The sequence below is a fragment of the Streptococcus sp. 22.1 genome (assembly GCF_016648645.1).
Lineage (GTDB): Bacteria > Bacillota > Bacilli > Lactobacillales > Streptococcaceae > Streptococcus.
Map to the genome: position 1 here is coordinate 63,375 of NZ_JACLQK010000001.1, position 25,333 is coordinate 88,707.

Here is a 25,333-nt window from a genome sequence, read left to right on the forward strand (position 1 = left end):
CAGTAAAGGAGTATAGATGAAACATCGTATTGCAATTTTGTCAGATATTCATGGGAATACAACAGCTCTTGAAGCAGTTATTAAGGATGCACAAGAGTTGGGTGCAACAGAATATTGGTTAATGGGGGATATTATATTACCTGGACCAGGAAGAAATGAACTCTTTGAGCTTCTGTCTTCTATCCCGATAACAGCTACCGTTCGAGGAAATTGGGATGATTGTGTTTTGGAGGCTTTAGATGGGGAATATGGTCTGGAGAATCCACAAGAAGTTCAGCTCTTGCGACTTACCCAGTACTTGATGGAAGAATTGGATACTGAATATGTTGATTGGATACGTTCTCTGCCTCTGGTTTTGAAGAAGGAAATCAATGGGATTCGTTTTTCTTTGACGCATCACTTACCGGAGAAGAACTACGGAGGTGAGTTACGTCCAGCTAATGATACCAGTCATTTTGATCAGTTATTAGATGATCAAACAGATATGGCGATTTACGGTCATGTGCATAAGCAATTGCTTCGTTATGGTAGTAAGGGGCAACAGATTCTTAATCCTGGTACGATTGGGATGCCCTATTTTGATTGGTCACCCCTGCAAAATCATAGGGCTCAGTATGCCATAATCGATGTCGAAGAAGATGGTGTTACTAATCTCCAATTTCGAAAGATTGCCTATGCTTATGAAGCAGAGTTGCAGTTAGCCAAAGACAAACAGTTGCCTTATATCGAGCTTTATCAAGAATTACGAAGAAATGACAATTATCCAGGCCATAATAAAAACTTGCTCGAGCGTTTAAATCAACAGTATGGCTATGCTAAAGATGTCAAGAAATATTTTGACTTGAAGTAGATTGATGATAGAGATTTTGCCGGTAGCCTTACTAGGTTTTAGACAAAAAGAAAACACCAGAAAAAATGATTTCTGGTGTTTTTGAATACATTTTGGCAAAAATGAGGTATTTTTAAATGCTTACAGTTGTTAGTTTGATATTAATCCTTTTTCTCTGTAGCTACGCCATTTTCGTCAATAATATAGGTTTTTCCATCTTTTTCAAGCGTAGTGTTAGTGGTAATTGGAGAACCTTTTGAGTATGGACTAACTGATATCGGCATTTCAAAATGATAAAGTTTACCATCAAACTCTGCCCATTCGCCACTAAAAGGAGTAGTCATATAAATTTCAGGGTTGAAATAATAAAGCCTATTATCTTCTAACCGAATGACACCTGTTTTTACAACTCCATTTTCATCAGAGATACAGAAACCATTCCAAGAGGTCGAGGTGTCTGTAGCTGTATTCCTTAGAAGTCGTCCTTTAGGGCCCAAAAGATAGGTCTTTTCATTGATAGTTTTTAGATATGTTCGGTCTTCAGCTCCCCATGGTGGGCTAATATAGTAGGTTTCATTATTGTGATTAACCCACCCGAACTGTAGATGACCGTCCTTATCAGCATAATAGTATTTGTAGTTGCCGTCAATATCATTAGCAAGCATACTACCGTCTTTTTTGAAGAAATAATCGAAACCACCTATCTTGTATGTATCATTTCGAACTTGGTAGCCATCTTCTTTAAAATAAACACGTTTACCGTCAATAGTTGCCCAACCAAATATCTGGCTTCCATCCTCGCCAAAATAAGTATATTTTTTAGAAAAGTAATCGCCTGTTTCATGGAATTTATTTACGAACATAGCACCAGTATCGTTATCGAAGAAATAGTACTTTCCATCAAGCAGAAGTCGTTTTCCTTTGGCTTGTTTTCCAGTTGGATCAAAGTAGTATTTTTGATGATTAATAATTTGAAGTCCAGTGGCTAACTGTCCATTTTCTTTAATATAAGCCCAATCACCATCTTTATCTTGAATAAATTGTCCAGGTTTGTTCATCGTTACATAACCATTTTGGTCAATGACATAACGAATACCATTAAGTTCAAGTGTTCGGTTAGTCCACATAGCTCCGCTGTCTCTATCGAAATAATGTGTTTGACCGTCAATTTCGACAAGTCGTCCCTTAGCTTGTTTGCCCTCTTTATCAAAGTATAGAGTGACATTATCTATTGAATGGAGTCCGGTGACAGCTTTTCCCTCGTTATCAAAGTAGTACCAATTCCATGCATCATCGTGTTCGAAACGATTTGTTAGTTTAGTTTCGGTCGCTACTCCTTTATCATCAATGAGGTAGGCTTTTTTATTGTAAACTAAGGTCTTGGAAACTGTAAGAGGGGAAGTTTCGGAAAGCGAACTTGTTCTATTGAAAGCATAGAATTTATTGTCACTTTGAATTACAGTTTCTTCAATCTTGGTTAAATCTGTGTTTTCTGGAAGTAGATGTCCGATGTAAAAATCATTGTTTTCATCAAGATAGTATAGATTACCAAAATCATCATCAATAATACGTTTAATCTTATCGGTCTTTGTTCGTACTCCGTGGTTAATAATGTCTACTTCTTCTCTGACGGTATAGGTTCGGCTTCTTCCAGATTTGTAAGTTCTGTTTATGCTAGGTTCTAAGTGGTATAGCTTACCATCAATCGTTTTCCATGTAGGTGTTGTAACTGTAACCATTTGGGGGATATATCTTTCATGGTAAATATCTCCTTTATTTTCAAAATAATAGAGTTTACCATTATTTGCAGTGCTAACACCAGTAAGTACCCTCCCATCCTTATCTGTACCTACGATGCCATGGTAGTAAGTATAATCATCCATATACTGACGTACGAGTAAAGGTCCGAGATAGTTTTTCAGAAGTTTACCTTCAAAATAATAATAATCCTTGCCACCTTTTGTGACAATAGCAGTGACTGCTGAACCAGAATTTGAAAAATAGTAGTCATCACCATTAATATGATGTTCTCCGGTTAGTACTTGACCAAATTTATTGGAGCGATAACTAGTATTTAAAGTTCCAGCAAAGACACGTAATGACTGAATATAAAAGGCATCTTTTACCAATTTTCCATGATTATCAAAGAGGTAGTCTTGTCCTTTGAAGGTAGTAAGAGCATTTTCAACTCGACCAGTATGATCAAAATAATAAAGTTGATCGCCAACTCGATGCCATCCATAGTAACGTCGACCATCAGAACCATAATAGATGTTATACGTTTTTGCAAATGGTTCCCATCTTCTGATTTCAATAGACCAAGTATGCCAATAGTTGGTTTTTACAGCACCTGAATAGTGACTAAAATAGTAATGGAAGCCGTCTATGATTCTTTCGCCATCTTTCGCTTGACGACCTTCTTCATCAAAGTAAAGAGTTACTCCATCTACATTTTGCCATCCTCTTAGTTTCTCTCCTGTTGCGGTGTAATAATACCAGTTCCCTGAGGAATCCTCTTGGAAATGGCCACCAGAAACAAGTGGAAGTTGTGGAAGTTTCTGCTCAGTTTCAATCAAAAGTCCATTAGCTTCTGCGTGGTAAGTTTTTCCATTAATAGTGATGTCGGTATTTATAACCTTATGACCACTATCCTTATCAAAGTAATAGGGTTCGATACCTATTGTAACGATTTCACCCTTGGCCTGAACACCGTCTGGGTAGAAATACATGTCGAAGCCATCTATAGTCTGTTCGCCTGTTAGAAGTTTCCCTTCTTTATCACTATAGTACCAGTTGCCGTCGTCATCCGACCAAAAACGGTCACGAACCAATTGGCCAGTATCTTTTTGAAAATAATAGGAATTTCCATCTAGGATGACAAAGGCATCTTTAGCTTGAACACCATTAGGGTAAAAGTAGAGTGGAAAATTGTCAATAACTTGGCTACCAGTAAGTGCTTTCCCATCGTGGCCTAAATAGTACCAATTTCCATTCTTATCAGATGCAAAAGCATTACGGGTAAGTCGTCCACTATCTTTCTCAAAGTGATATGTTGCTCCATTAACATGACGGGTGTCTCCTTTGACTTGCTTACCATCGGCATCGAAGTAGACATTCACATTATCAATATTTTGCATACCAGTAAGTGCTTTCCCATCCTTAATATAGTACCAGTTGCCCTGATCATCGCTAGTGTAATGACCGCCGGATATTACGGGACTTTCTTCTACTTCATGGGCTGTATTTGTTTCAGAATGTGATGTTTCAGAGCTTACGACTTCACTGCTAGTAACAGTAGAGACTTCCGAACGAAGAGCTTGTTGAGAGTTAATTTCAGAAGTACTTGTTTCTGGAACAGTTGCTTCAGTGGTACTTAGGTCAGATTCAGTAGAAGTAGTTTCAGTGATGTTTTCTCTTGTATTGGGGGCGTCGAAAGATTTGTTTTCTTCTGGTTTAGTAATAACTTCATTAGTTGACGAGCTTACGACATCAATTGCGTTTTCTTGGATGCTGTTTTCAACAGTTGGTTCTGAGGTGGGGTGAGTCTGTTCAGCTGCGGACACATAGCCCAAGCTTGCAAAACTAAGTCCTAGAGCTAGACCAGTTACTGCAATGGTTACCCATTGCTTTTTTACTTTGTGAAGTTTAAAGTATACTTTCTTTTCCATGATAATGCTCCTTTCATTAAACTGAACAATGTTAGCAAGGATATGGTTAACTCATGAGTAAAATTAAGTTAGTATTATAGTTCTATTGCTTACATATCAAGTTTATCATCACATTTTAATAAAATCAAAGAATTGTGTAAGCGTTTTTATTTTTTGTATAAACTCTTTCCAACTCTACTCTAAACAAAACTGATAGTATATGAATGATAAACTTTCATTAAAGAGAGTTAATGATGTATTTGCTTTAAGTTAGCAGCGGATAGATCCTTGAGTAGGGTATTTTTGATATTCATAATATGCTATTCACTGATTTTAGAACGCCACCAAAAAAGCCACTGGCATATAAAACCAATGGCTTTTAACAATCTATTTCTTCTTCCCTAGTACAAAATAGCGGCTAGGGATTTGTTGTGTCAAACTGACAGCGATGGCGATGGTAAAGGAGGCCAGGAAACAAGCTCGTAGGAAGCTGAGGCCGAGGTCTGCATTTCCAATCAAGAGGAAGTAGACCGCACGGTAGAAGCTCATCCCTGGGATGAGTGGGAACATGCTTGAGGCTAGGAAGACTGTAGCTGGACATCTACGGTAGTGGGCCAAAAAGCGTGAGGTGATAGTGACTAATAGGGCTGGGAAGAGGATGGCGAGGACCTCGTGATGGGTATTATTCCAAATCAAGAGGTAGAGGAGCCATGAGCCGGCACCTAGGGTCCCAAGGTCTAAGAAGTATTTCTTAGGCACTCGGTAAAGCACGGAGAAGGCTGCTGTCCCTAGTCCTGCCATGAAGGTCTGAATCGAGACCCCCAGCCATGAGGTTGACGGTGTTGAGAACATGCCTGATAACTGTTCCGCAAAGGGAAGAATGGAAATCATGGCAAGAACACCGACAGAGATAGATAGACAAGTGGAGACCCCTGACAACATCAGGGCTAGACCGCTATAGTAGTTGTTCTGGGTGAATTCTCGAATGGCATTTACAAAGTAAGCCCCAGGAATCAAAATCATCAAGGTGCCCAGAATAATCACGCTACGATGTTGCCCGATACCCAAATAATAGAGAATGTTAGCTGATAAAGCGGCAATGGCACTAGAAAGGATAATCTGCAAGAAACTGGTATGAATAAAACGGGAAAAGAGTTGCATGCCAATCCCTACAAAAACTCCCGATATAGCCGCAGCAGTCCCATCAATCCAGCTACTTCCAAGGGCTAGCGAGAAGCTCCCTGCACCAATGACACAGGCTATAATATCCTCTAAAGGACGATAGAAAGTCTTCTGCTCAATGGTTTTCAGCTTTTGGAAAATGCTAGATACAGGCTGATTTGGCTGTTCTGCCAGTTCTCGAGACAGGCGGTTTACTTCCTCTAGTTTACCTAGATGGATAGACGGGACTGAGGTAGCTAGGACACGAGACTCTTTAAGACCTGAGCGGTTGAGTCCAGAAATCATGACTCCTCGATTGACCACATAAGTGGAGAAGTCTCTGATACCAAGAGACTTGGCCATGTGTCCCATGGTGTCTTCGATACGGTAAATCTCGGCACCGCTCTCCATAAGGACACGGCCTGCCTGAAGGACGGCATCCATTTCATTTTTGGTTTCTATTTCTGTCTCTCTTGGAAAATCGATGGTCATTTGAACCTCCTTATCGCTTAATTCGTCATTCCATTATAAGGCTTGAATGGTGGTTTTTCAATAGCTTTGACGACTAAAATAGAACTTTCTATGAGATTTTTCTTCTACTTAATGATTGGGGGCAGGAAAATGGAGGGCTTGCCTTTTGCCTTGCTATTGGTAGAGGCAAATGCTACAATTAAATTATAAAATGTATGCGTTTACATATTTTTACGATACCTTTCCTAAAAAGCCTTGCAGTCCTTTATTTATAGGGGGCTTAGCAATTAAAGAAGGGAACAAATGTAAGTGCAAATAGATGATACCTTTGAAAAGGAGACAATTCCATGAAAAAAATTATCAATAAACCTGAAAATGTTGTGACAGAGATGCTAGATGGTTTGGCTTATGTTCACAGTGATTTGGTGCATCGTGTTGACGGCTTTGACATCATTGTAAGAAATGAGCAGGCTGCTGGTCAAGTTGGTCTCATTTCTGGTGGCGGAAGTGGTCATGAGCCAGCTCACGCTGGTTTTGTAGGTGATGGTATGCTTTCAGCAGCCATCGCAGGTGCAGTATTTACGTCACCAACGCCTGATCAAATTTTGGAAGCTATCAAGGAAGCAGATCAAGGGGCTGGTGTCTTCATGGTTGTTAAAAATTATTCTGGGGACATCATGAATTTTGAGATGGCTCAAGAATTGGCTGAAATGGAAGGTATCGAGGTTGCCAGTGTCGTTGTGGACGACGATATTGCTGTGGAAAATAGCCTCTATACTCAAGGCCGTCGTGGGGTTGCAGGTACCATTTTCGTACATAAGATTCTAGGTCATGCGGCTCGCGAAGGTAAGTCTCTGGCTGAAATCAAAGACTTGGCTGACAAGATTGTTACTAATATCCACACTATTGGTTTGGCCCTTAGCGGTGCGACAGTTCCTGAGGTTGGTAAACCTGGTTTTGTCCTAGCAGAGGATGAAATAGAGTACGGTATTGGTATCCATGGTGAACCAGGCTATCGCAAGGAGTCTATGCAACCTTCTCGCCTGTTAGCAGAAGAATTGACTGGTAAGCTCCTTGAAGCCTTTGAGGCTAAGTCAGGTGAACGCTATGCCCTTCTCATCAATGGTATGGGTGCGACACCACTCATGGAGCAGTATGTCTTTGCTAATGATGTAGCAAGTATTCTTGGAGATGCCGGACTAGATATGGCATATAAAAAATTAGGGAATTACATGACCTCTATTGATATGGCAGGCCTCTCATTGACTCTGATGAAGATTGAAGATGAGGCTTGGCTTGAGGCTTTGGAGAGTCCAGTTAAGACTATTGCTTGGTAGTCTGACGTGAGAACTAGAAATTAGGTATATTATGGATAAAACAGTTGCAGTAAAATGGATGCAAGACTTTGACCAAAAAGTTGAAACAGAAAAAGACCACTTGTCTGAATTAGACGGTCCTATTGGAGATGGTGATCATGGTGCTAACTTGGCGCGTGGTATGGCAGCAGCCATTGAGGCTATTAACAGTACTGAACCCCAAAGTGCAGCAGAAGTTTTTAAGGCGGTTTCAATGGCCTTGATTAGTAAGGTTGGTGGTGCCTCAGGTCCACTTTATGGGTCTGCCTTTATGGGCATGATGAAGGCTGAACAAGCTGGTCAAGATTTGGCAGGAGTGCTTGAGGCAGGTCTCGAGATGATTAAAAAACGTGGTCATGCACAAGCTGGTGAAAAAACCATGGTTGATGTTTGGCATCCGGTTGTTGAAGCTGTCAAACAAGGTCAACTAACCAATGATGTCATTGACCAAGCTGTTCTTTCAACCAAGGAAGTTGCGGCTACAAAGGGGCGTGCCTCTTATGTCGGTGAGCGTTCAATTGGTCACATTGACCCAGGCTCGTATTCGTCTGGCTTACTCTTCAAAGCCTTACTAGAAGCGGAGGAATAGGACATGCCAGAACTTGGAATTGTGATTGTATCCCACTCCGCTGATATTGCTAAAGGTTTGGTGAGTCTGATTCGTGAAGTTGCACCAGATATTCCTTTAACGGCTACAGGCGGTCTTGAAGATGGTGGACTGGGATCTAGTTTTGACCATGTGCAAGTGGCTGTGGATAGTCAGCCTGCTAACCGTCTCTTGGCTTTTTACGACTTGGGCAGTGCTCGTATGAATTTGGAGATGGTTGAAGAATTTTCAGACAAGGAAATCCTTATTCAGCAGGTACCTCTCATTGAGGGGGCCTATGCGGCATCAGCCTTGCTTCAGGCAGGAGCGAGTGAAGTTGAAATCTTATCACAGATAAATGAATTAACCATTCAAAAATAGAATAAAGGAAAACTATGACAAATCAAATTAAGTATAAATGGGCTAGTCTTGGAACTGGTGTTATTGCCAATGAGTTGGCACAGGCTTTAGAGGCTCTAGGTGGTAAACTCTATTCCGTTGCCAATCGCACCTATGATAAGGGTGTTGCCTTCGCTGAAAAATACGGCATTGAAAAGGTTTATCAAGAGATTGATGAAGTGTTTAAAGATCCTGAAGTGGATATTATCTACATTTCAACGCCTCACAATACGCATATCAATTTTCTTCGCAAGGCACTCGCAGCAGGTAAACACGTCCTCTGTGAAAAATCTATCACCTTAAATAGTGAGGAATTGGCAGAAGCTATCCAGCTCGCCGAAGAAAATCATGTCAAACTGGCAGAAGCCATGACTATTTTCCATATGCCTATCTATCGAAAACTATCTGAAATCGTGGAAAGTGGTAAGCTAGGGCCTCTCAAGGTCATCCAGATGAACTTCGGTTCTTACAAAGAATATGACATAACCAACCGCTTTTTCAATCGTAATCTAGCTGGTGGTGCCCTACTTGATATCGGTGTCTATGCCCTATCCTTCGTGCGTTGGTTTATGACCTCACAACCGACAGAGATGGTTTCACAGGTCAAATTAGCTCCGACTGGCGTTGATGAGCAAGCGGGTATTCTCCTTACCAATGCAGAAGGGGAAATGGCAACGGTGACATTGAGTCTTCATGCCAAACAACCTAAACGTGGCACTATCTCTTATGACAAGGGCTATATCGAACTTTACGAGTACCCACGTGGGCAAAAGGCAGTCATCACCTATACAGAAGATGGCTCACAAGAAGTCATCGAGGCCGGAGAAACCGCCAAAGCCCTCCAGTATGAGGTCCTAGACATGGAAGCAGCTGTTGCAGGCGAGGATGATCATACCTACCTCAATTACAGCCGAGATGTCATGGAACTTATGACTCAACTCCGCAAAGATTGGGGCTTGGTCTACCCAGAAGAAGAGTAGCGATTAGATGATAAACAAGACCAGTATAATGTACTGACTACAAAAGATAGACAGTCTCTTAAAAGGATTTAGCCCTGCATAAGATAGGAATAGGTCTATTTAACCGATTCTATATAAATACATTTATGTCAAAGGAGAAAGACATGAGAAATTTTGCAAGTCCGTCACGTTACATTCAAGGTGAAAATGCCTTATTTGAAAATGCAAAAGCCATTTCAGAATTGGGAACTCATCCTGTTTTACTATGTGACTCAGTAGTTTATGATATTGTAGGTAAACGTTTCGAAGAATACCTTGTTCAAAATGGACTCACAGTTGTACCAGTCTTCTTTAATGGAGAAGCATCGGATAATGAAATTAATCGTGTGGTCAGCCTAGCCAAAGAAGAAGGCTGTGATTTAGTTATTGGACTCGGTGGCGGTAAGACTATCGATAGTGCTAAAGCTATTGCAGACCTTCTACAATCGTCAGTTGTTATTGCCCCAACTATCGCATCTACAGATGCTCCAGTTTCAGCTTTGTCTGTTATCTATACTGACGAGGGTGCCTTTGAGCGCTATATCTTCTATTCTAAGAACCCAGAGTTGGTTTTGGTGGATAGTAAAGTGATCTCTCAAGCACCAAAACGTTTGTTAGCATCTGGTATTGCAGATGGCTTAGCAACTTGGGTAGAAGCTCGAGCAGTTATGCAAGCCAACGGAAAAACTATGCTAGGTAAACACCAAACTCTAGCAGGGGTTGCCATTGCTGAACGCTGTGAAGAGATTCTTTTTGCAGATGGTCTACAAGCCATGGCCGCTTGTGAAGCTAAAGTGGTAACGCCTGCCCTGGAAAATATTATTGAAGCTAATACCCTTCTTAGTGGTATTGGATTTGAAAGTGGTGGTTTGGCTGCTGCTCATGCCATCCATAATGGTTTCACAGCTCTCACTGGCGATATTCACCATTTGACTCATGGTGAAAAAGTAGCCTACGGAACTCTTGTGCAATTGTTCTTAGAAAATCGTCCAAAAGAAGTTTTGGATAAATACATTCGCTTCTATCAACAAATTGGCATGCCAACTACTCTTAAAGAAATGCATCTTGAAAATGCAAGCTATGAAGATCTCCTCAAGGTTGGTCAACAAGCAACAATTGAAGGAGAAACTATCCATCAAATGCCATTTGAAGTGAAAGCATCTGATATTGCGCAAGCCATCGTTGCTGTAGATGCTTATGTTCATGGATTAGCCTAAGTAAATTTGGTCTTTTGTAGGGAAAGTGCCACCATTCCCGTATAGGAATATTATCCCCCTCAGGCACTTATCCCAACAGGATAGACAAATTGTTATAGGAAAGGGTTCAGTTCTGTATTAGATAGGACTGAGCCCTTTTTACTATTTAAAAACCAATATTTCCAAAGTCCCTCAAAGCGGTTTAAGAACTTTTGAAAACATAAAACATTTTCAAGAAATCTTGATTTAACAGTCATTTCCCTTGTGTAAGCGTTTCAAAAGGTGTATACTATAAATGAAAAGATAGGAAAAGGAGATGACTAGTGGCTAGTATTACAATAGAAGCGAGCAAGGTAGCTAGAAAGAGTCCTATTCGCGTAGACAGTAGTCTTGTGGGGACAGTTTCTGGAGTGGAAGACGTGAGCGTTTCCCTACCATCGTCAAAAGCTCGTTTGAGTGTCGGAAAATTGGGTTACAAGTCTAACACTATTACGGTGGAGGATGGGCAAATTGTCCGTGTTACTAGCAATTTTCTAAATCGCTTTATAGCGATAGCGCCATTGTTACTTTATCTTGTTGGAGGTCGTTATCTCCCACTTGTTGCTGTCCTATCTACTATAATTTTGCTTTTTAGCTTACCTTTTCTCAAGATAGAAATCGTAGGCTGATTAGAATCGGGAGTGGCTTAGCCCTCTGTTTGATACCTTTAACTCACTTTTTCATAATAATGCTAGGCCACTCCCTTTTCATTGGGAACGGGTCGAGACGAAAGAGTGGGTTATCAAAAAGGGAACTCGATAGAGTTTCCCTTTTTTCTTTCTCCAGCTAAAGTGATTTCGAAAAGACCCCAGTTAGTAAAACGGAGGTCTTTCTTGTTTTAAATCATGAATTACTTACGGTACAATTTGTCGTATTGATAGTAAGGATCGAAGGTCACATTGATACCGAGCTTACGAAGAACATTTTTGTCTTCATCGGTAAGAATGATTGTTGAGTGAGCTTCAGAACCTTTGAGGTTACCAAGTTCCTCCATGGCACGCGCCGCATCCGCATTGTTGGCAGCTGTAATGGCCAAGGCGATAAGGATTTCGTTGGAGTGGAGACGAGGATTACGGCTACCCAGATGGTCAATTTTCAGACCTTGGATAGGTTTAACCACTTCAGGCTCGATAAGTTTAGTATCCTTATCAATACCTGCAGAAGTCTTGATAGCATTAATCAAAGCAGCTGCAGTTGGACCAAAGAGTTCTGAATTCTTACCAGTGACGATTTGACCATTTGGCAATTCGAGGGCAAGAGCAGAACCACCTGTTTCTTCAGCCTTAGTGCGTGCTGCAACAACCACTTGGCGATCTTCAGGAGTAATACCAAGGTCATTCATGAGCAACTCAATCTTCTTGACAGCAGTCTCAGGAACACGTTCATTTTTGAAATCAAGGACGGTTTGATAGTAGCGACGGATGATTTCTTGTTTAGAAGCTTCTTTGGCTGCCTCATCATCCGTAATGGCAAAACCAACCATGTTAACACCCATATCCGTAGGTGAAGCGTAAGGTGACTCACCAAGGATGCGCTCAAGCATACGTTTGAGGACTGGGAAAATCTCGATGTCACGGTTGTAGTTTACCGTAGTTTTGCCATAAGTTTCCAAGTGGAATGGGTCAATCATATTGACATCATCAAGGTCGGCAGTGGCAGCTTCATAGGCCAAGTTGACTGGGTGATGAAGTGGCAAATTCCAAACTGGGAAGGTTTCAAATTTTGCATAACCTGATTTGATGCCATTGATTTGGTCGTGGTACATGTTAGACATACATGTCGCCAATTTACCAGAACCAGGACCAGGAGCAGTAACGACGATAAGGTTACGGCTAGTCTTGATATAGTCATTTTTTCCCATACCTTCAGGAGAAATGATATGGTTCATATCCGTTGGATAGCCCTTGATAGGGTAATGGATGTAAGACGTGATGCCATTTTTTTCCAGTTGGTTACGGAAGGCATCAGCCGCAGGTTGACCTGAATACTGCGTAATAACAACAGAACCCACATAGATATTGAGCTCGTTGAATTTATCAATCAGACGAAGGACCTCTTGGTCGTAGGAAATGCCAAGGTCACCACGAGCCTTAGAGTGCTCGATATTGCTAGCATTGATGGCGATAACCACTTCAACCTGATCTTTAAGCTCTTGAAGGAGCTTGATTTTATTGTCAGGCTCATAACCAGGAAGGACACGAGCAGCGTGGAAATCCTCCAACATTTTACCACCAAACTCCAAGTAGAGTTTCCCGTCAAACTGGTTAATACGCTCCAAAATATGGTCGCGTTGCAGATTCAAATACTGTTCAGAACTAAAAGCTTGTTTCTTCATAAATAAAAATACCTCTGAGGAAAATTATATCAAATGCCTGAGGTAAATGCTATTAGCGAAAGTCGATTTGTTGGAGAAAAAGAGTTTAAAGTCAATCATGATTAGAATATTTAATTTCATAAAGGTTTCACATTTGTCGTCTATAATTAGGATAAGAAAATGAAAGCGTCCTCACCTATCTTTGGTGTAGCTGAGGGCTAATGTCTTAAATGGAGGTGGAAGATGGTTCTCTTACAACAGGCAGTTGCTTATATTTTTCGCAAAAAAACGCGGAATATTATCCTTTTTCTCATTTTGTTTTTGATATTATCTTGCTTGTATTTTTGTTTCTCTCTTATGCAAGTTGGTGGAGGAATGAAAGCACAAATCAGGAAGTCAAGTGGGGCAAGTTTTGCTCTGGTAAGTAAAGAAAGAGGCAGTGCATTTTCCTGGAAAGAGGGGGAAAAGATTAGTCATCTATCTGATGTGATGACAACGATACCTGAATATATAAGCCCAGTACGACTAATCGATAAGAAGATCGTTACAGGAAAACAAACGGTGGAACGTGATGATCTTGATAATGAGGCTAATCAAGCCTTGGGAGCCACTTTTACTAAGGAAACAGGCCAAAGTGTTGATTTTAGGAGTGGTGCTTTTCAACTCCTTAAGGGGAAGCACATATCTGCTAAAGGTCAAATTATGATTCATGAATCGCTTGCTAGGAAAAATAAGCTAAGCGTCGGAGATAAGCTGACCTTGTCCAATTTCCAGATGACTGAAAGTGGAGCTAGGGAAATGGGCTTTGATATCGTTGGTATTTTTTCTGGCAAGAAGGAGGAGACATTTACTGGAATGTCCTCAGATTTAAGTGAAAATCAAGTCTTCCTCCATTATGAGGACTCTAGCCAGCTGCTTAATTTGACTGATAAGTTAGTGACAAAATTATCCTTTGGTATTAAGAATCCAGATAGAATCGACCAAGTCATTAAACAAGTGGAACAATTAGATATCGATTGGTATCGTCTACGTTTGGACCAGGACCGAAAGGCTTTTGACTCCTTGAAGGAATCGTCTCAAGCGCTACAAGAAATAGTCAGAACGATGATGATTAGTTTAATTGTTACAGGAGCAGGTATCCTCTCGTTTTTAATGGCACTATGGACGCGTGAGAGAAATCATGAGATAGGTATTCTTTTAGCAATTGGGAAGAGCAAGGGACGCATTTTTGCTCAATTTCTTATGGAGATATTGTTGGTGTCCCTTATGTCTTTGTTACCAGCCCTTGCTATTGGACGACTACTAAGTCGACTGTTTTTGCAAGAATTTATAGGACAGCAAGGACAGCAGCAGGCTCTTCAGTTATTAGATCAAATTCCTCAGGGACTACCCTTAGGGCTATCTTATCTATGTCTTCTAGTCTTGGTAATATTATCGCTCGGTGTGACAACAGGTCTCATTTGGCGCAAAACTCCAAAAGAAATCTTATCTAATATGAGTTAAGGAGAAAGGAACACTATGTTAGAACTCAAAGATGTTACGTATAGTTATCAAAATAAAAGTGAAGCTATCCTCTCGAAGGTGAATTATCGTTTCGAGAAAGGTAAATTTTATAGTATTATTGGGCAATCTGGAGCGGGAAAATCGACCTTACTTTCCCTTTTGGCAGGTCTTGATTATCCAAAGAAGGGGCAGGTCTTGTTTAATGGAGAAAATATCAAGAAAAAAGGCTCTAGTTATCATCGTAGACACCATGTTGCGCTTGTTTTTCAAAATTACAATCTCATTGATTATCTTACACCTTTAGAAAATGTACGACTTGTTAATAAAAATGCCGATAGGAAGATACTTTCTGAATTGGGATTAGATGAAAAACAAATTAATCGAAATGTCCTGCAACTTTCAGGTGGGCAACAACAACGTGTAGCTATTGCGCGAGCTTTGGTTTCAGAGGCTCCGATTATCTTGGCAGATGAACCGACAGGAAATCTAGACGAGGAAACTGCCAAGGATATTATTGCTATCCTTAAAAGAATGGCCTTAGATCGCCAAAAATGTGTCATAGTTGTTACGCACAGTAAGGAAGTTGCTCAGGCATCTGATGTGGTTTTAGAGTTGAAGAAGAAACAACTCATAGAAAAGAAAAAATAAAGAAAGGACTCTTATGTTTCGAAACGCTTTTGCATATATTACACGAAAATGGTCAAAGTCACTATTACTGTTAATTATTATTCTTTTGATGAGTACTCTTAGTTTGTTAGGACTTGCTATGCGAAGTGCAACCCAAGAAGCTGCATCCAAGAGTCTAGGGTCAATTACCAATAGTTTTTCAATGCAGATTAATCGTAACACGAATCCTGGAACTCCTAGAGGGGCTGGAAATCTTAAGGGAGAAGATATTAAAAAGATTAGTGAGACTAAAGGGATTGTTTCGACTATAAAACGGATAAATGGTATTGGTGATTTACTAGATTATGAGATTATCGAAACAGAGCAAACGCTACAAAATCAGTCGCCAGAACGTGCTAAAAATTTTAAGTCTACCTTGATGTTGACAGGAGTCAATGACTCATCAAAAGAAGATAAATTTGTTTCAGGTGCTTATAAACTAGTTGAAGGAGAACATCTAACCGATAAGGACCATAATCAAATCTTGATGCACGAAGGTTTAGCTAAAAAGAATGGTCTTAATGTAGGAGATAAAGTCAAGCTTAAATCTAATCTTTATGATGCTGATAACGAAAAAAGGGCTGATGAAACAGTAGAAGTGACTATCAAAGGTTTATTTTCTGGTCAAAATCAAGCTGCCGTTACCTATGCTCAGGAGTTGTATGAAAACACCCTCATCACTGATCTAGACACAGCTGCAAAACTCTATGGTAATACCGTAGAAACTGCCACTTATGAGGATGCCACTTTCTTTGCTAAAGGTGATCAAAATATTGATTCCTTGATAGCAAAGATTCAAAAGTTGGACATTAACTGGACCCTCTACGATCTTGTTAAGAGTTCATCAAACTACCCTGCTTTACAGGAATCTATTCTTGGGATGTATCGTGTGGCAAACCGTATGTTTATTGGAAGTCTCATTTTTACAAGTTTATTGCTAACCCTTCTGTTAATTTTATGGTTAAATGCTCGTCGTAGAGAAGTTGGTATCTTTTTGGCCTTGGGACTTAAAAAGACACAGGTTGCGGGTCAATTTTTAATAGAATTGCTGATGATTGCCTTACCAGCCTTTCTTTTGTCATATGGTTTAGCTAGTTTCTTTGCCGAAAAAGTTGGTAATACAGTCCTTTCCAATGTAACAGAAGGTATCAATAAGCAAATGACCAAAGAATCTCTAGCTGCAAATCTTGGTGGAGGGGCTGAGGCAGAAAGCTTCAGTAAGACCCTAACTCAGATTCACATGACAGTCCAACCTAAGCAACTTTTGGTAGTCATTCTAGTCGGTGGCTTTATCTTAAGCTTGGTATCCTTGATTTCTTCTCGCTGGCTTCTTCACAAGAAACCCAAAGACCTCTTAGTTGATGTTGAATGATAAGTTTGCTGCACCTATAAAAAACGGTATAATGAAAGAAAGCGACTATATATAGATGAAAAGGATAATGTATGAAGATACTAATCGTAGAAGATGAAGTCCTGATTCGAGAAGGGATGAGCGACTATCTCATGGAATGTGGCTATGAAGTCTTTGAAGCAGGCGATGGGCAGGAGGCCCTGGACCTCTTTCAAAGAGAAGCGCCGGATCTGGTCTTGCTGGATATCCAGCTCCCTATCCTCAATGGCTTGGAAGTCCTCAAGACTATTCGGAAGACCAGCTCAGTACCTGTCCTGATGCTAACGGCCTTCCATGATGAGGACTATAAGTTGACGGCCTTTGGTGAGTTGGCAGATGGCTACCTGGAAAAACCCTTCTCCTTGTCCCTCTTGAAGGTCCGTATCGAAGCTATTTTTAAAAAGCTCCAGCCTTCCCGGGTCTTCACCTATGGAGAGGCACGGGTGGATTTTGAGAGCTACACAGCCAGCCTAGCAGGCCAAGCCATTTCCATGAATGCCAAGGAGTTGGAAATCTTGGAGTACTTGCTCCAGCATGAAGGCAAGGCCCGGACCCGCTCTCAAATCCTCGATGCCGTCTGGAAGGAGACGGAGGAGATTCCTTTTGACCGGGTGATTGATGTCTATATCAAGGAACTACGAAAAAAACTAGAGCTGGACTGTATCGTTACGGTACGCAATGTCGGCTATAAATTGGAGAGACCATGACCAAACGGAGTATCTTTGCAAAGATCTTTCTGATCACCTTTGCCCTTTTTAGTAGCTTAGTCATCCTTCTACATGCTTCGGTTTACTTTATTTTTCCATCGTCCTATATCGAGTCTCAGCGACAGACGATTTTGAAGAAATCGCAAGCCCTGGCTAAGAGTTTCCAGGATCAGGAAGAAGGGACCATTGAGTCGGTCATCGACCTTTATTCCAAGACCAATGATATCAAGGTCTCTATCAAGGGCAAGGAAAAACAAAATGCCCTAGAGGTCAAGGATGACCTGCTCGTGAACCCTGACAGCCAGAATAATTCCCTGGTGATTGAAGAGCGAAAGATTCAGACCAAGGAAGGGAAAGACTTAACCTTGCAATTCTTAGCAACTGTTGATTCGCAAAAGGAAGCGCGGGACATCAGTCTGGGCTTTCTTCCCTATAGTCTCCTTGCTTCCTTTGTTCTATCGCTGATTGCCTCCTATCTCTATGCCCGCATGATTTCTGCTCCGATCCTTGAGATCAAGCAGATGACCAAGCGGATGAAGCGACTGGATCGGACAGCCAGTCTTCCTATTCACTCGCAGGATGAAATCGGTGTCCTTAAGCAACAGATCAACGACCTCTATCACCATCTCCTAGAGGTGATCGACAATCTAGAGCAGCAGAAACAGGAAAATCTGAAGTTGGAGCAGATGAAGGTGGAATTCCTACGGGGGGCCTCGCATGAGCTCAAGACGCCTCTGGCCAGCTTGAAGATTATCCTAGAAAATATGCGAGATAAAATTGGTCGCTACAAGGATCGGGACCGCTACCTGGCGGTCTCCCTCGATATCGTCGATGAGATGAATCAGATCGTCCTAGAAATCCTGTCCCTGTCCTCTGTCCAGGAATTGGCTGGTGATAAGGAGGGGATTCAGTTAGATGATGTGGTAAATCGCATACTCACTCAAAATCAAGTGTTGGTTGAGAATCGCTCCCTATCAATTGACAATTATCTTCCGGCAACTAGTATTTTCATGAATTTACCTATTTTGAAATTGGTTCTCTCAAATATCATCAGTAATGCAGTCAAGCATTCTGATAAGGGTGGAGTGATTCGAATAGCTTTAGAAAATGAAGGAACTGATTTTGTCATTGAAAATACGAGTGTATCTAAAGAAAATATTTCAACTAAAGCTCAGTCTAAGAAAGAAGGAGGATTAGGCCTTTTTGTGGTCAAATACCTTTTAGAGCATGAGGAACTTAGCTATAGATTTGAAGAAAGTTCTACGGGGAGGCGCTTTGTTATGGTCTTGCCCAAAAAGTAAAAAGCGATGGTTAAGGTATTAACCATCGTTTTTTTTGTATTGTTAAATAAGCAAAGGCTGACCTTACATTTCAACTCTATTATTTTTTAATATTACCAAAAGTTTAAGGAGTCTGGAGTATAGATCATTGAAATGTTTTAAACAACAAAAAAAACGCTTGCATAACTTCTAGAAAAACGTAAAATAGAACTATCAGACTCACGATAATAATAACTACGAGGAGTAGAATTATGCAAAAATACTGGTGGCATAAAGCTACAATTTATCAAATTTACCCCAAGTCGTTCATGGATTCCAACGGTGATGGCATCGGTGACCTCAAGGGGATTACAAGTAAGTTAGACTATCTTCAAAAGCTAGGAATTACAGCTCTTTGGCTTTCTCCTGTTTATGATAGCCCGATGGACGACAATGGTTATGATATTGCTAACTATGAGGCTATTGCGGATATTTTTGGGGATATGAGTGACATGGATGAGCTTTTGGCGGAAGCCAAGAAGCGTGATATTCAAATTGTTATGGACTTGGTGGTTAACCATACGTCTGATGAGCATGCATGGTTCATCGAAGCGCGTGAAAATCCAGAAAGTCTTGAACGAGATTTCTACATCTGGCGAGACAAACCTAATGAGTTAGTCTCTATCTTTAGTGGATCTGCTTGGGAATATGATGAGACCTCAGGTCAATATTATCTGCATTTCTTTAGTAGGAAACAGCCAGACCTCAACTGGGAAAATCCACAGTTGCGCCAGAAAATTCATGACATGATGAATTTCTGGATTGATAAGGGAATCGGTGGTTTCCGCATGGATGTGATTGATATGATTGGTAAGATCCCAGATCAACTGATTGATACAAACGGTCCAAAACTTCACGATTACATCAAGGAGATGAACCAGGCAAGCTTTGGAAAGCACGACCTTCTAACCGTTGGTGAAACCTGGGGAGCAACACCTGAAATTGCTAAACAGTATTCAAATCCAGATAATCAAGAACTTTCCATGGTTTTCCAGTTTGAACATATTGGACTTCAGCATAAGCCAGATAGCCCTAAATGGGAATATGAGAAGGAGTTGGATGTTTTAGCACTTAAGACTATTTTTAATAAATGGCAAACCGAGTTAGAGTTGGGACAAGGGTGGAACTCACTTTTTTGGAATAATCATGATCTGCCTCGTATTCTCTCAATGTGGGGGGATACTGGTGTCTATCGTGAGAAGTCAGCCAAGGCCTTGGCTATCCTCCTTCATCTGATGAGAGGAACACCTTACATTTATCAAGGTGAAGAAATCGGCATGACCAATTATCCTTTTAGAACTTTGGAAGAATTGAATGACATTGAATCTCTCAACTATGCCAAAGAAGCCCTTGAAAAAGGGACACCACTGGAAGTGATTATGGACCAGATTCGTCATGTTGGACGTGATAATGCCCGAACACCAATGCAATGGGATACGTCTAAAAATGCTGGATTTAGCATATCGGATAAGACTTGGTTACCTATTAATCCAAACTATAAGGACATAAATGTTGAATCAGCCCTTGCCAATCCAGAATCAATTTTCTATACATATCAGAAGCTCGTAGAGCTTCGTAAGACTCAAGATTGGTTGGTGGATGCTGACTTTGAACTCTTGGAGACAACTGACAAAGTCTTTGCTTATATTCGGAAAACCAAAGATAGCAGTTATCTGGTTGTAGTCAACCTATCAGACCAAGAACAAGACTTCTATTATGATTTCGAAAGAGCAGAAGTTGTCATTGCAAATACCGAATTAGAGCCAATTACAGACCAAGGCAAACTCCAAGCCTGGGATGCTATTTGTGTGAAAGTGAAATAAAAAGAAAAGTGGTTGTCAACTAACTGTTGGCGACCACATTTTTCTATTAAATAGTTGTTATTTCGTACTTTCTCTCAGAGTCAGTTTAGTGCCTAACATAGTAAGTGTCGGGATTTCTCTTGGAGCCAAGACTTGTTTATTGAGGACGTCCATGGCAGTTCGCCCCATTTCTTCGGTGTAGACAGTGACACAGGATAAGGGTGGAAATACCTGTCTTGCCATGATTGTATCATTAAAGGAAATGATTTGAATCTGATCTGGAACAATGAGGCCAGCTTCTTGAAAAGCTCTGAGTGCCCCAATAGCTAGGCTATCACTTGCGGCAAAAAAGGCATCTGGAAGTTTCTCCTCTGTCTCTAGTTTAGCTTTGATAAGTTCATAACCAGATAGTGCACTAAAGTTTCCTATCAATATGAGGTTAGCGTCGTAAATTCCCTCTTCAATACAAAAATTGCGATAGGCTCGCCGACGTGAATCAGGAATAATTTCTTGAAAGTCGGTTGTCTTCTCCTCACCTGTTAAAAGTCCGATTGATTGACACCCTTGGTTTTTTAAATATCGGAGGGCAGACTGAACAGCATTTTCAAAATCGGTCGTGATACAAGGGTGTCCCTGGGTTAAGGTATCGCTATCCACAAATACAAGGGGTTTCCCCAGTGCTTCAAAATCAGAAATTTGAGATTTACTGAATTTTCCGATACAGATTACCCCTATAACTTCCTCAGCCAGGTTAAAGGGGATATCGTTAAAATATCGTAGAATCTCGTAGTCGAGTTCCTGAGCCCTTTTTTCAATGCCGAGTCGAATATTATAATAGTAGATGTCATCTAATTCGTCTTCCTCACTTACCCATTGGATAATTGCCACTTGATGTTTTTCTTTTTTCAAGTTTCCGATTTTCTTATGTTTGGTATATCCGATTTCATCTGCCGCAGTTAAAATACGGTGCCTGGTTTCTTCAGTAACGGAGAGGTTTTCATCTTGGTTGAGAACACGTGAAACAGTTGCGATTGATACATCAGCCAATTTTGCGATATCTTTTAATGTAGCCATATTGTTCTCCTTTCATCCAAAGTATATCATAAATTCTAAAATTTTACCTATTTTTTACTAAAAAAACAGTAAAAATATTGATTTTCCTTGTGAAAGGGGTTACACTGTTAGTGTAAAAAAGAATAAGCGAGGTACATCCTATGAAGACATCACAGTTAAGAGAAAAGTTTAAAGAAGTTTTTGGTGTAGAAGCAGAACATACTTTCTTTTCTCCAGGTCGTATTAATTTGATTGGTGAACACACTGACTACAACGGTGGACATGTGTTCCCAGCAGCTATTACCTTAGGTACTTACGGAGCGGCCCGTAAACGTGATGACAAAGTTTTGCGTTTCTTCTCAGGTAACTTTGAAGATAAGGGAATCATCGAAGTACCACTTGAAAATCTTCGTTTTGAAAAAGAACACAACTGGACAAACTATCCAAAAGGTGTTCTTCATTTCTTGCAAGAAGCTGGTCATACGATTGATTCAGGTATGGATATTTACATCTATGGTAACATTCCAAATGGATCAGGCTTGTCATCATCATCATCTTTGGAATTGTTGATTGGTGTTATTGCTGAAAAACTTTATGACCTTAAATTGGAACGCCTTGACTTGGTTAAAATCGGTAAGCAAACGGAAAATGACTTTATCGGCGTTAACTCTGGTATCATGGACCAATTCGCTATTGGTATGGGAGCTGAACAACGTGCGATTTACTTGGATACCAATACTTTAGAGTATGACTTGGTGCCGCTTGACCTTAAAGACAATGTTGTAGTTATCATGAACACTAACAAACGTCGTGAATTGGCAGATTCTAAATACAATGAACGTCGTGCGGAATGTGAAACAGCAGTATCTGAACTCCAAGAAAAACTTGATATCCAAACACTTGGTGAATTGGACCTCTGGACATTCGATGCATACAGCTACTTGATTAAAGACGAAAACCGTATCAAACGTGCCCGTCACGCAGTTCTTGAAAATCAACGTACACTTCAAGCCCGTAAAGCTCTTGAATCAGGAGATTTGGAAGGCTTTGGTCGTCTTATGAATGCTTCTCACGTGTCATTGGAACATGATTACGAAGTTACAGGTCTTGAACTTGATACTTTGGCACACACAGCATGGGAACAAGAAGGTGTTCTTGGAGCTCGTATGACAGGAGCGGGCTTTGGTGGATGTGCCATCGCACTTGTAAACAAAGATAAAGTTGAAGATTTCAAAAAAGCAGTTGGTCAACGTTATGAAGAAGTCGTTGGTTATGCACCAAGCTTCTATATTGCTGAAGTAGCTGGCGGTTCACGAGTACTTGATTAATGAGAAAGAAGTAGAGATTATGGCTGAAAATTTAGTAAACACTTTTGTAACTCTGGTTATTGAAAATAGTGATTATGAGGAATTGGACCGTATCTATTTGACAAACAAAGTTTTTGCTTTGGTTGGAGAAGGAGTTGCTGATGTTGAAACAGATAGCTCTGAATTGATTGACCTTAAAGACCAGTTGCTTCAAGCAGGTGTTAAAGCTGGTTCTGTAGGTGATCTTAATGAAGAGCAAGATATCATTGGAGCTCAACTCATGGACTTGATTACACCAAGCCCTAGTGCTGTCAATCGTAACTTCTGGGATACTTATAAATCTGCCCCAGAGCAAGCAATTGCTGACTTTTATGCACAAAGTAAACGCAATGATTATGTGAAAGTCAAAGCCATTGCACAAAATATTGCTTATAAAGCACCTACTAAATACGGTGACTTGGAAATTACGATTAACCTTTCAAAACCTGAAAAAGATCCAAAAGCCATCGCTGCAGCTAAAAATGCGGTAGCTTCTGATTATCCAAAATGCCAACTTTGTATGGAAAATGAAGGTTATCTTGGTCGCATCAATCACCCAGCTCGTAGTAATCACCGTGTTATTCGTTTCCAAATGGAAGGAAATGATTGGGGCTTCCAATATTCACCATATGCTTACTTTAATGAACATTCTATCTTCTTTTATGGTAAGCACGAACCAATGCACATCAGTCCATTGACATTTGGTCGTCTCCTATCAATTGTTGAAGCATTTCCTGGTTACTTTGCAGGTTCAAATGCCGATCTTCCAATTGTAGGTGGTTCAATTCTTACACACGAACACTATCAAGGTGGTCGCCACACCTTCCCAATGGAAGTAGCAGGCATTAAAGAAAAAGTTAGCTTTGATGGATACTCTGATGTTGAGACTGGTATCGTTAATTGGCCTATGTCTGTTCTTCGTCTTAGAAGTGAAGACAAGGAAAGACTTATTGCTCTTGCAACCAAAATTTTAAATTGTTGGCGTGGTTATTCAGACGAAAAAGTTGGTGTCTTGGCTGAGTCTGATGGACAACCTCACCACACCATTACCCCAATTGCTCGTAGAAAAGACGGTAAATTTGAATTAGATTTGGTTCTTCGTGACAATCAAACTTCTGAAGAACATCCAGACGGTATCTACCACCCACATAAAGATGTTCAACATATTAAAAAAGAAAACATTGGTTTGATTGAAGTTATGGGATTGGCCATTCTTCCTCCTCGTTTGAAAACAGAACTTAAAGATGTTGAAGATTATCTATTAGGTCAAGGTAACCAAGTTGCTCCAATGCACCAAGAATGGGCGGATAAACTTAAGGCCGAAAATCCAAATGTGACAGCTGATGATGCGAAGAAAGTTGTTCGCCAATCAGTTGCTGATATTTTCGCTCGTGTGTTGGAAGATGCTGGTGTTTATAAGACTAATAGTGAAGGCTTAGATCAGTTTAAAGCATTTGTAGATTTTGTAAATTTAGCTGATTAATTGTTTTTTCTGAAGAAAGGAGATAAGAAATGGCAATTTTAGTATTAGGTGGAGCTGGTTATATCGGTTCTCACATGGTTGATCGCTTAGTTGAAAAAGGTCAAGAAAAAGTAGTAGTAGTAGATAGTTTGGTAACCGGTCACCGTGCTGCCGTACATCCAGATGCTATTTTCTACCAAGGCGATCTCTCTGATCAAGATTTTATGAGAAAGGTCTTCAAAGAAAATCCTGATGTTGATGCCGTTATTCACTTTGCGGCCTATTCATTGGTTGGTGAATCAATGGAAAAACCACTCAAATATTTTGATAACAATACAGCTGGAATGGTTAAATTGCTTGAAGTTATGAACGAATGCGGTGTTAAATACATTGTCTTCTCATCAACAGCAGCAACTTACGGTATCCCAGAAGAAATTCCAATTCTTGAAACAACACCACAAAATCCTATCAACCCATATGGTGAAAGTAAGTTGATGATGGAAACTATCATGAAGTGGTCTGATAAAGCTTATGGTATTAAATATGTGCCACTTCGTTACTTCAACGTTGCTGGTGCAAAACCTGATGGATCTATCGGTGAAGACCATGGTCCAGAAACTCACCTTCTCCCAATTATCCTTCAAGTAGCTCAAGGTGTTCGTGAAAAAATCATGATTTTTGGTGATGACTACAACACTCCTGATGGTACAAATGTTCGTGACTATGTTCACCCATTTGACTTGGCTGATGCTCACCTCCTTGCTGTTGAATATCTTCGTAAAGGTAATGAATCTACAGCCTTTAACTTAGGTTCATCAACGGGATTCTCAAACCTTCAAATTCTTGAAGCCGCTCGTAAGGTAACTGGTAAAGAAATCCCAGCTGAGAAAGCTGATCGTCGTCCTGGTGATCCTGATACATTGATTGCTTCATCTGAAAAAGCACGTACAGTTCTTGGATGGAAACCACAATTTGATAACATCGAAAAAATCATCGCAAGTGCTTGGGCATGGCATTCTAGCCATCCAAAAGGGTACGATGATCGAGGATAATTAAAATAATAAAAAAAAGGGTCAAAGAGTATATATAA

The 25,333-nt window shown here is 40.4% G+C and carries 20 protein-coding genes; 16 read left to right on the forward strand and 4 right to left on the reverse strand.

Features of this window, described 5'->3' with window-relative positions; translation table 11 throughout:
* The first annotated feature begins 16 nt into the window (after nt 1-16).
* Nucleotides 17-850: a metallophosphoesterase family protein gene (locus tag H7U04_RS00175; protein ID WP_070577005.1), complete on the forward strand. Its 834-nt coding sequence runs from the start codon at nt 17-19 to the stop codon at nt 848-850.
* 140 nt (nt 851-990) lie between these two features.
* Here H7U04_RS00175 and H7U04_RS00180 read toward each other — a convergent pair whose 3' ends face one another.
* On the reverse strand, nt 991-4,497 hold the full coding sequence (locus H7U04_RS00180; RefSeq protein WP_201059200.1) for a KxYKxGKxW signal peptide domain-containing protein: 3,507 nt from the start codon (nt 4,495-4,497) through the stop codon (nt 991-993).
* A 366-nt stretch (nt 4,498-4,863) separates the two neighbouring features.
* Nucleotides 4,864-6,129 carry a threonine/serine ThrE exporter family protein gene (locus H7U04_RS00185; protein WP_118057959.1) on the reverse strand — a complete coding sequence of 422 codons (1,266 nt, stop codon included), beginning with the start codon at nt 6,127-6,129 and terminating at the stop codon, nt 4,864-4,866.
* Nucleotides 6,130-6,455: 326 nt separating this feature from the next.
* Here H7U04_RS00185 and dhaK point away from each other — a divergent pair, with 326 nt between their 5' ends.
* The 6 genes from dhaK (at nt 6,456) to H7U04_RS00215 (ending at nt 11,310) form a co-directional block, all read left to right on the forward strand.
* A complete protein-coding gene (dhaK, locus tag H7U04_RS00190) occupies nt 6,456-7,445 on the forward strand; it encodes a dihydroxyacetone kinase subunit DhaK (protein WP_201059201.1) in 990 nt (329 codons plus the stop codon).
* A gap of 31 nt (nt 7,446-7,476) precedes the next feature.
* Nucleotides 7,477-8,052, forward strand: coding sequence for a dihydroxyacetone kinase subunit DhaL (gene dhaL / locus H7U04_RS00195; protein ID WP_118185407.1), 576 nt, complete (start codon nt 7,477-7,479; stop codon nt 8,050-8,052).
* 3 nt (nt 8,053-8,055) lie between these two features.
* Nucleotides 8,056-8,430, forward strand: coding sequence for a dihydroxyacetone kinase phosphoryl donor subunit DhaM (gene dhaM, locus H7U04_RS00200; RefSeq protein WP_013990335.1), 375 nt, complete (start codon nt 8,056-8,058; stop codon nt 8,428-8,430).
* Nucleotides 8,431-8,444: 14 nt separating this feature from the next.
* Nucleotides 8,445-9,428, forward strand: coding sequence for a Gfo/Idh/MocA family protein (locus H7U04_RS00205; protein WP_201059202.1), 984 nt, complete (start codon nt 8,445-8,447; stop codon nt 9,426-9,428).
* Nucleotides 9,429-9,571: 143 nt separating this feature from the next.
* Complete coding sequence (locus H7U04_RS00210) at nt 9,572-10,663, forward strand: glycerol dehydrogenase (RefSeq protein WP_037601104.1); 1,092 nt, start codon at nt 9,572-9,574, stop codon at nt 10,661-10,663.
* Between the two features lie 302 nt (nt 10,664-10,965).
* Complete coding sequence (locus tag H7U04_RS00215; protein WP_037601098.1) at nt 10,966-11,310, forward strand: hypothetical protein; 345 nt, start codon at nt 10,966-10,968, stop codon at nt 11,308-11,310.
* 221 nt (nt 11,311-11,531) lie between these two features.
* On the opposite strand, the gene H7U04_RS00220 is transcribed toward H7U04_RS00215, so the two are convergent.
* Nucleotides 11,532-13,016 carry a DUF1846 domain-containing protein gene (locus tag H7U04_RS00220; protein ID WP_037602244.1) on the reverse strand — a complete coding sequence of 495 codons (1,485 nt, stop codon included), beginning with the start codon at nt 13,014-13,016 and terminating at the stop codon, nt 11,532-11,534.
* A gap of 222 nt (nt 13,017-13,238) precedes the next feature.
* On the opposite strand from H7U04_RS00220, the gene H7U04_RS00225 reads away from it, so the two are divergent.
* The 6 genes from H7U04_RS00225 (at nt 13,239) to dexB (ending at nt 20,403) form a co-directional block, all read left to right on the forward strand.
* Nucleotides 13,239-14,498 carry an ABC transporter permease gene (locus H7U04_RS00225; RefSeq protein ID WP_201059203.1) on the forward strand — a complete coding sequence of 420 codons (1,260 nt, stop codon included), beginning with the start codon at nt 13,239-13,241 and terminating at the stop codon, nt 14,496-14,498.
* 15 nt (nt 14,499-14,513) lie between these two features.
* Nucleotides 14,514-15,146: an ABC transporter ATP-binding protein gene (locus tag H7U04_RS00230; protein WP_002885283.1), complete on the forward strand. Its 633-nt coding sequence runs from the start codon at nt 14,514-14,516 to the stop codon at nt 15,144-15,146.
* Nucleotides 15,147-15,159: 13 nt separating this feature from the next.
* The gene (locus H7U04_RS00235) at nt 15,160-16,536 is read left to right on the forward strand and encodes an ABC transporter permease (protein WP_201059204.1); all 1,377 of its coding nucleotides are present in this window, start codon (nt 15,160-15,162) and stop codon (nt 16,534-16,536) included.
* A 71-nt stretch (nt 16,537-16,607) separates the two neighbouring features.
* Nucleotides 16,608-17,261 (forward strand): response regulator transcription factor, encoded by a 654-nt coding sequence (locus H7U04_RS00240; protein WP_014632916.1) that lies wholly within the window; start codon nt 16,608-16,610, stop codon nt 17,259-17,261.
* Nucleotides 17,258-18,562 (forward strand): sensor histidine kinase, encoded by a 1,305-nt coding sequence (locus tag H7U04_RS00245; protein WP_201059205.1) that lies wholly within the window; start codon nt 17,258-17,260, stop codon nt 18,560-18,562. The genes H7U04_RS00240 and H7U04_RS00245 overlap by 4 nt, the downstream gene beginning before the upstream one ends.
* Before the next feature lie 230 nt (nt 18,563-18,792).
* Nucleotides 18,793-20,403 (forward strand): glucan 1,6-alpha-glucosidase DexB, encoded by a 1,611-nt coding sequence (gene dexB / locus H7U04_RS00250; RefSeq protein WP_201059206.1) that lies wholly within the window; start codon nt 18,793-18,795, stop codon nt 20,401-20,403.
* 57 nt (nt 20,404-20,460) lie between these two features.
* Here the strand turns inward: dexB and H7U04_RS00255 are convergent, their stop codons facing one another.
* Entirely contained in the window at nt 20,461-21,456 is a 996-nt protein-coding gene (locus H7U04_RS00255) for a LacI family DNA-binding transcriptional regulator (protein ID WP_073689677.1), read from the reverse strand.
* Between the two features lie 140 nt (nt 21,457-21,596).
* On the opposite strand from H7U04_RS00255, the gene H7U04_RS00260 reads away from it, so the two are divergent.
* The 3 genes from H7U04_RS00260 to galE are packed head-to-tail and all read left to right on the forward strand — an operon-like array spanning nt 21,597 to nt 25,295.
* Nucleotides 21,597-22,763 (forward strand): galactokinase, encoded by a 1,167-nt coding sequence (locus H7U04_RS00260; RefSeq protein WP_013990347.1) that lies wholly within the window; start codon nt 21,597-21,599, stop codon nt 22,761-22,763.
* A gap of 19 nt (nt 22,764-22,782) precedes the next feature.
* Nucleotides 22,783-24,264: a UDP-glucose--hexose-1-phosphate uridylyltransferase gene (gene galT, locus H7U04_RS00265; RefSeq protein ID WP_201059207.1), complete on the forward strand. Its 1,482-nt coding sequence runs from the start codon at nt 22,783-22,785 to the stop codon at nt 24,262-24,264.
* A gap of 29 nt (nt 24,265-24,293) precedes the next feature.
* Nucleotides 24,294-25,295, forward strand: a complete 1,002-nt coding sequence (gene galE / locus H7U04_RS00270; RefSeq protein ID WP_002888050.1) for a UDP-glucose 4-epimerase GalE — start codon at nt 24,294-24,296, stop codon at nt 25,293-25,295.
* Nucleotides 25,296-25,333: the final 38 nt, after the last annotated feature.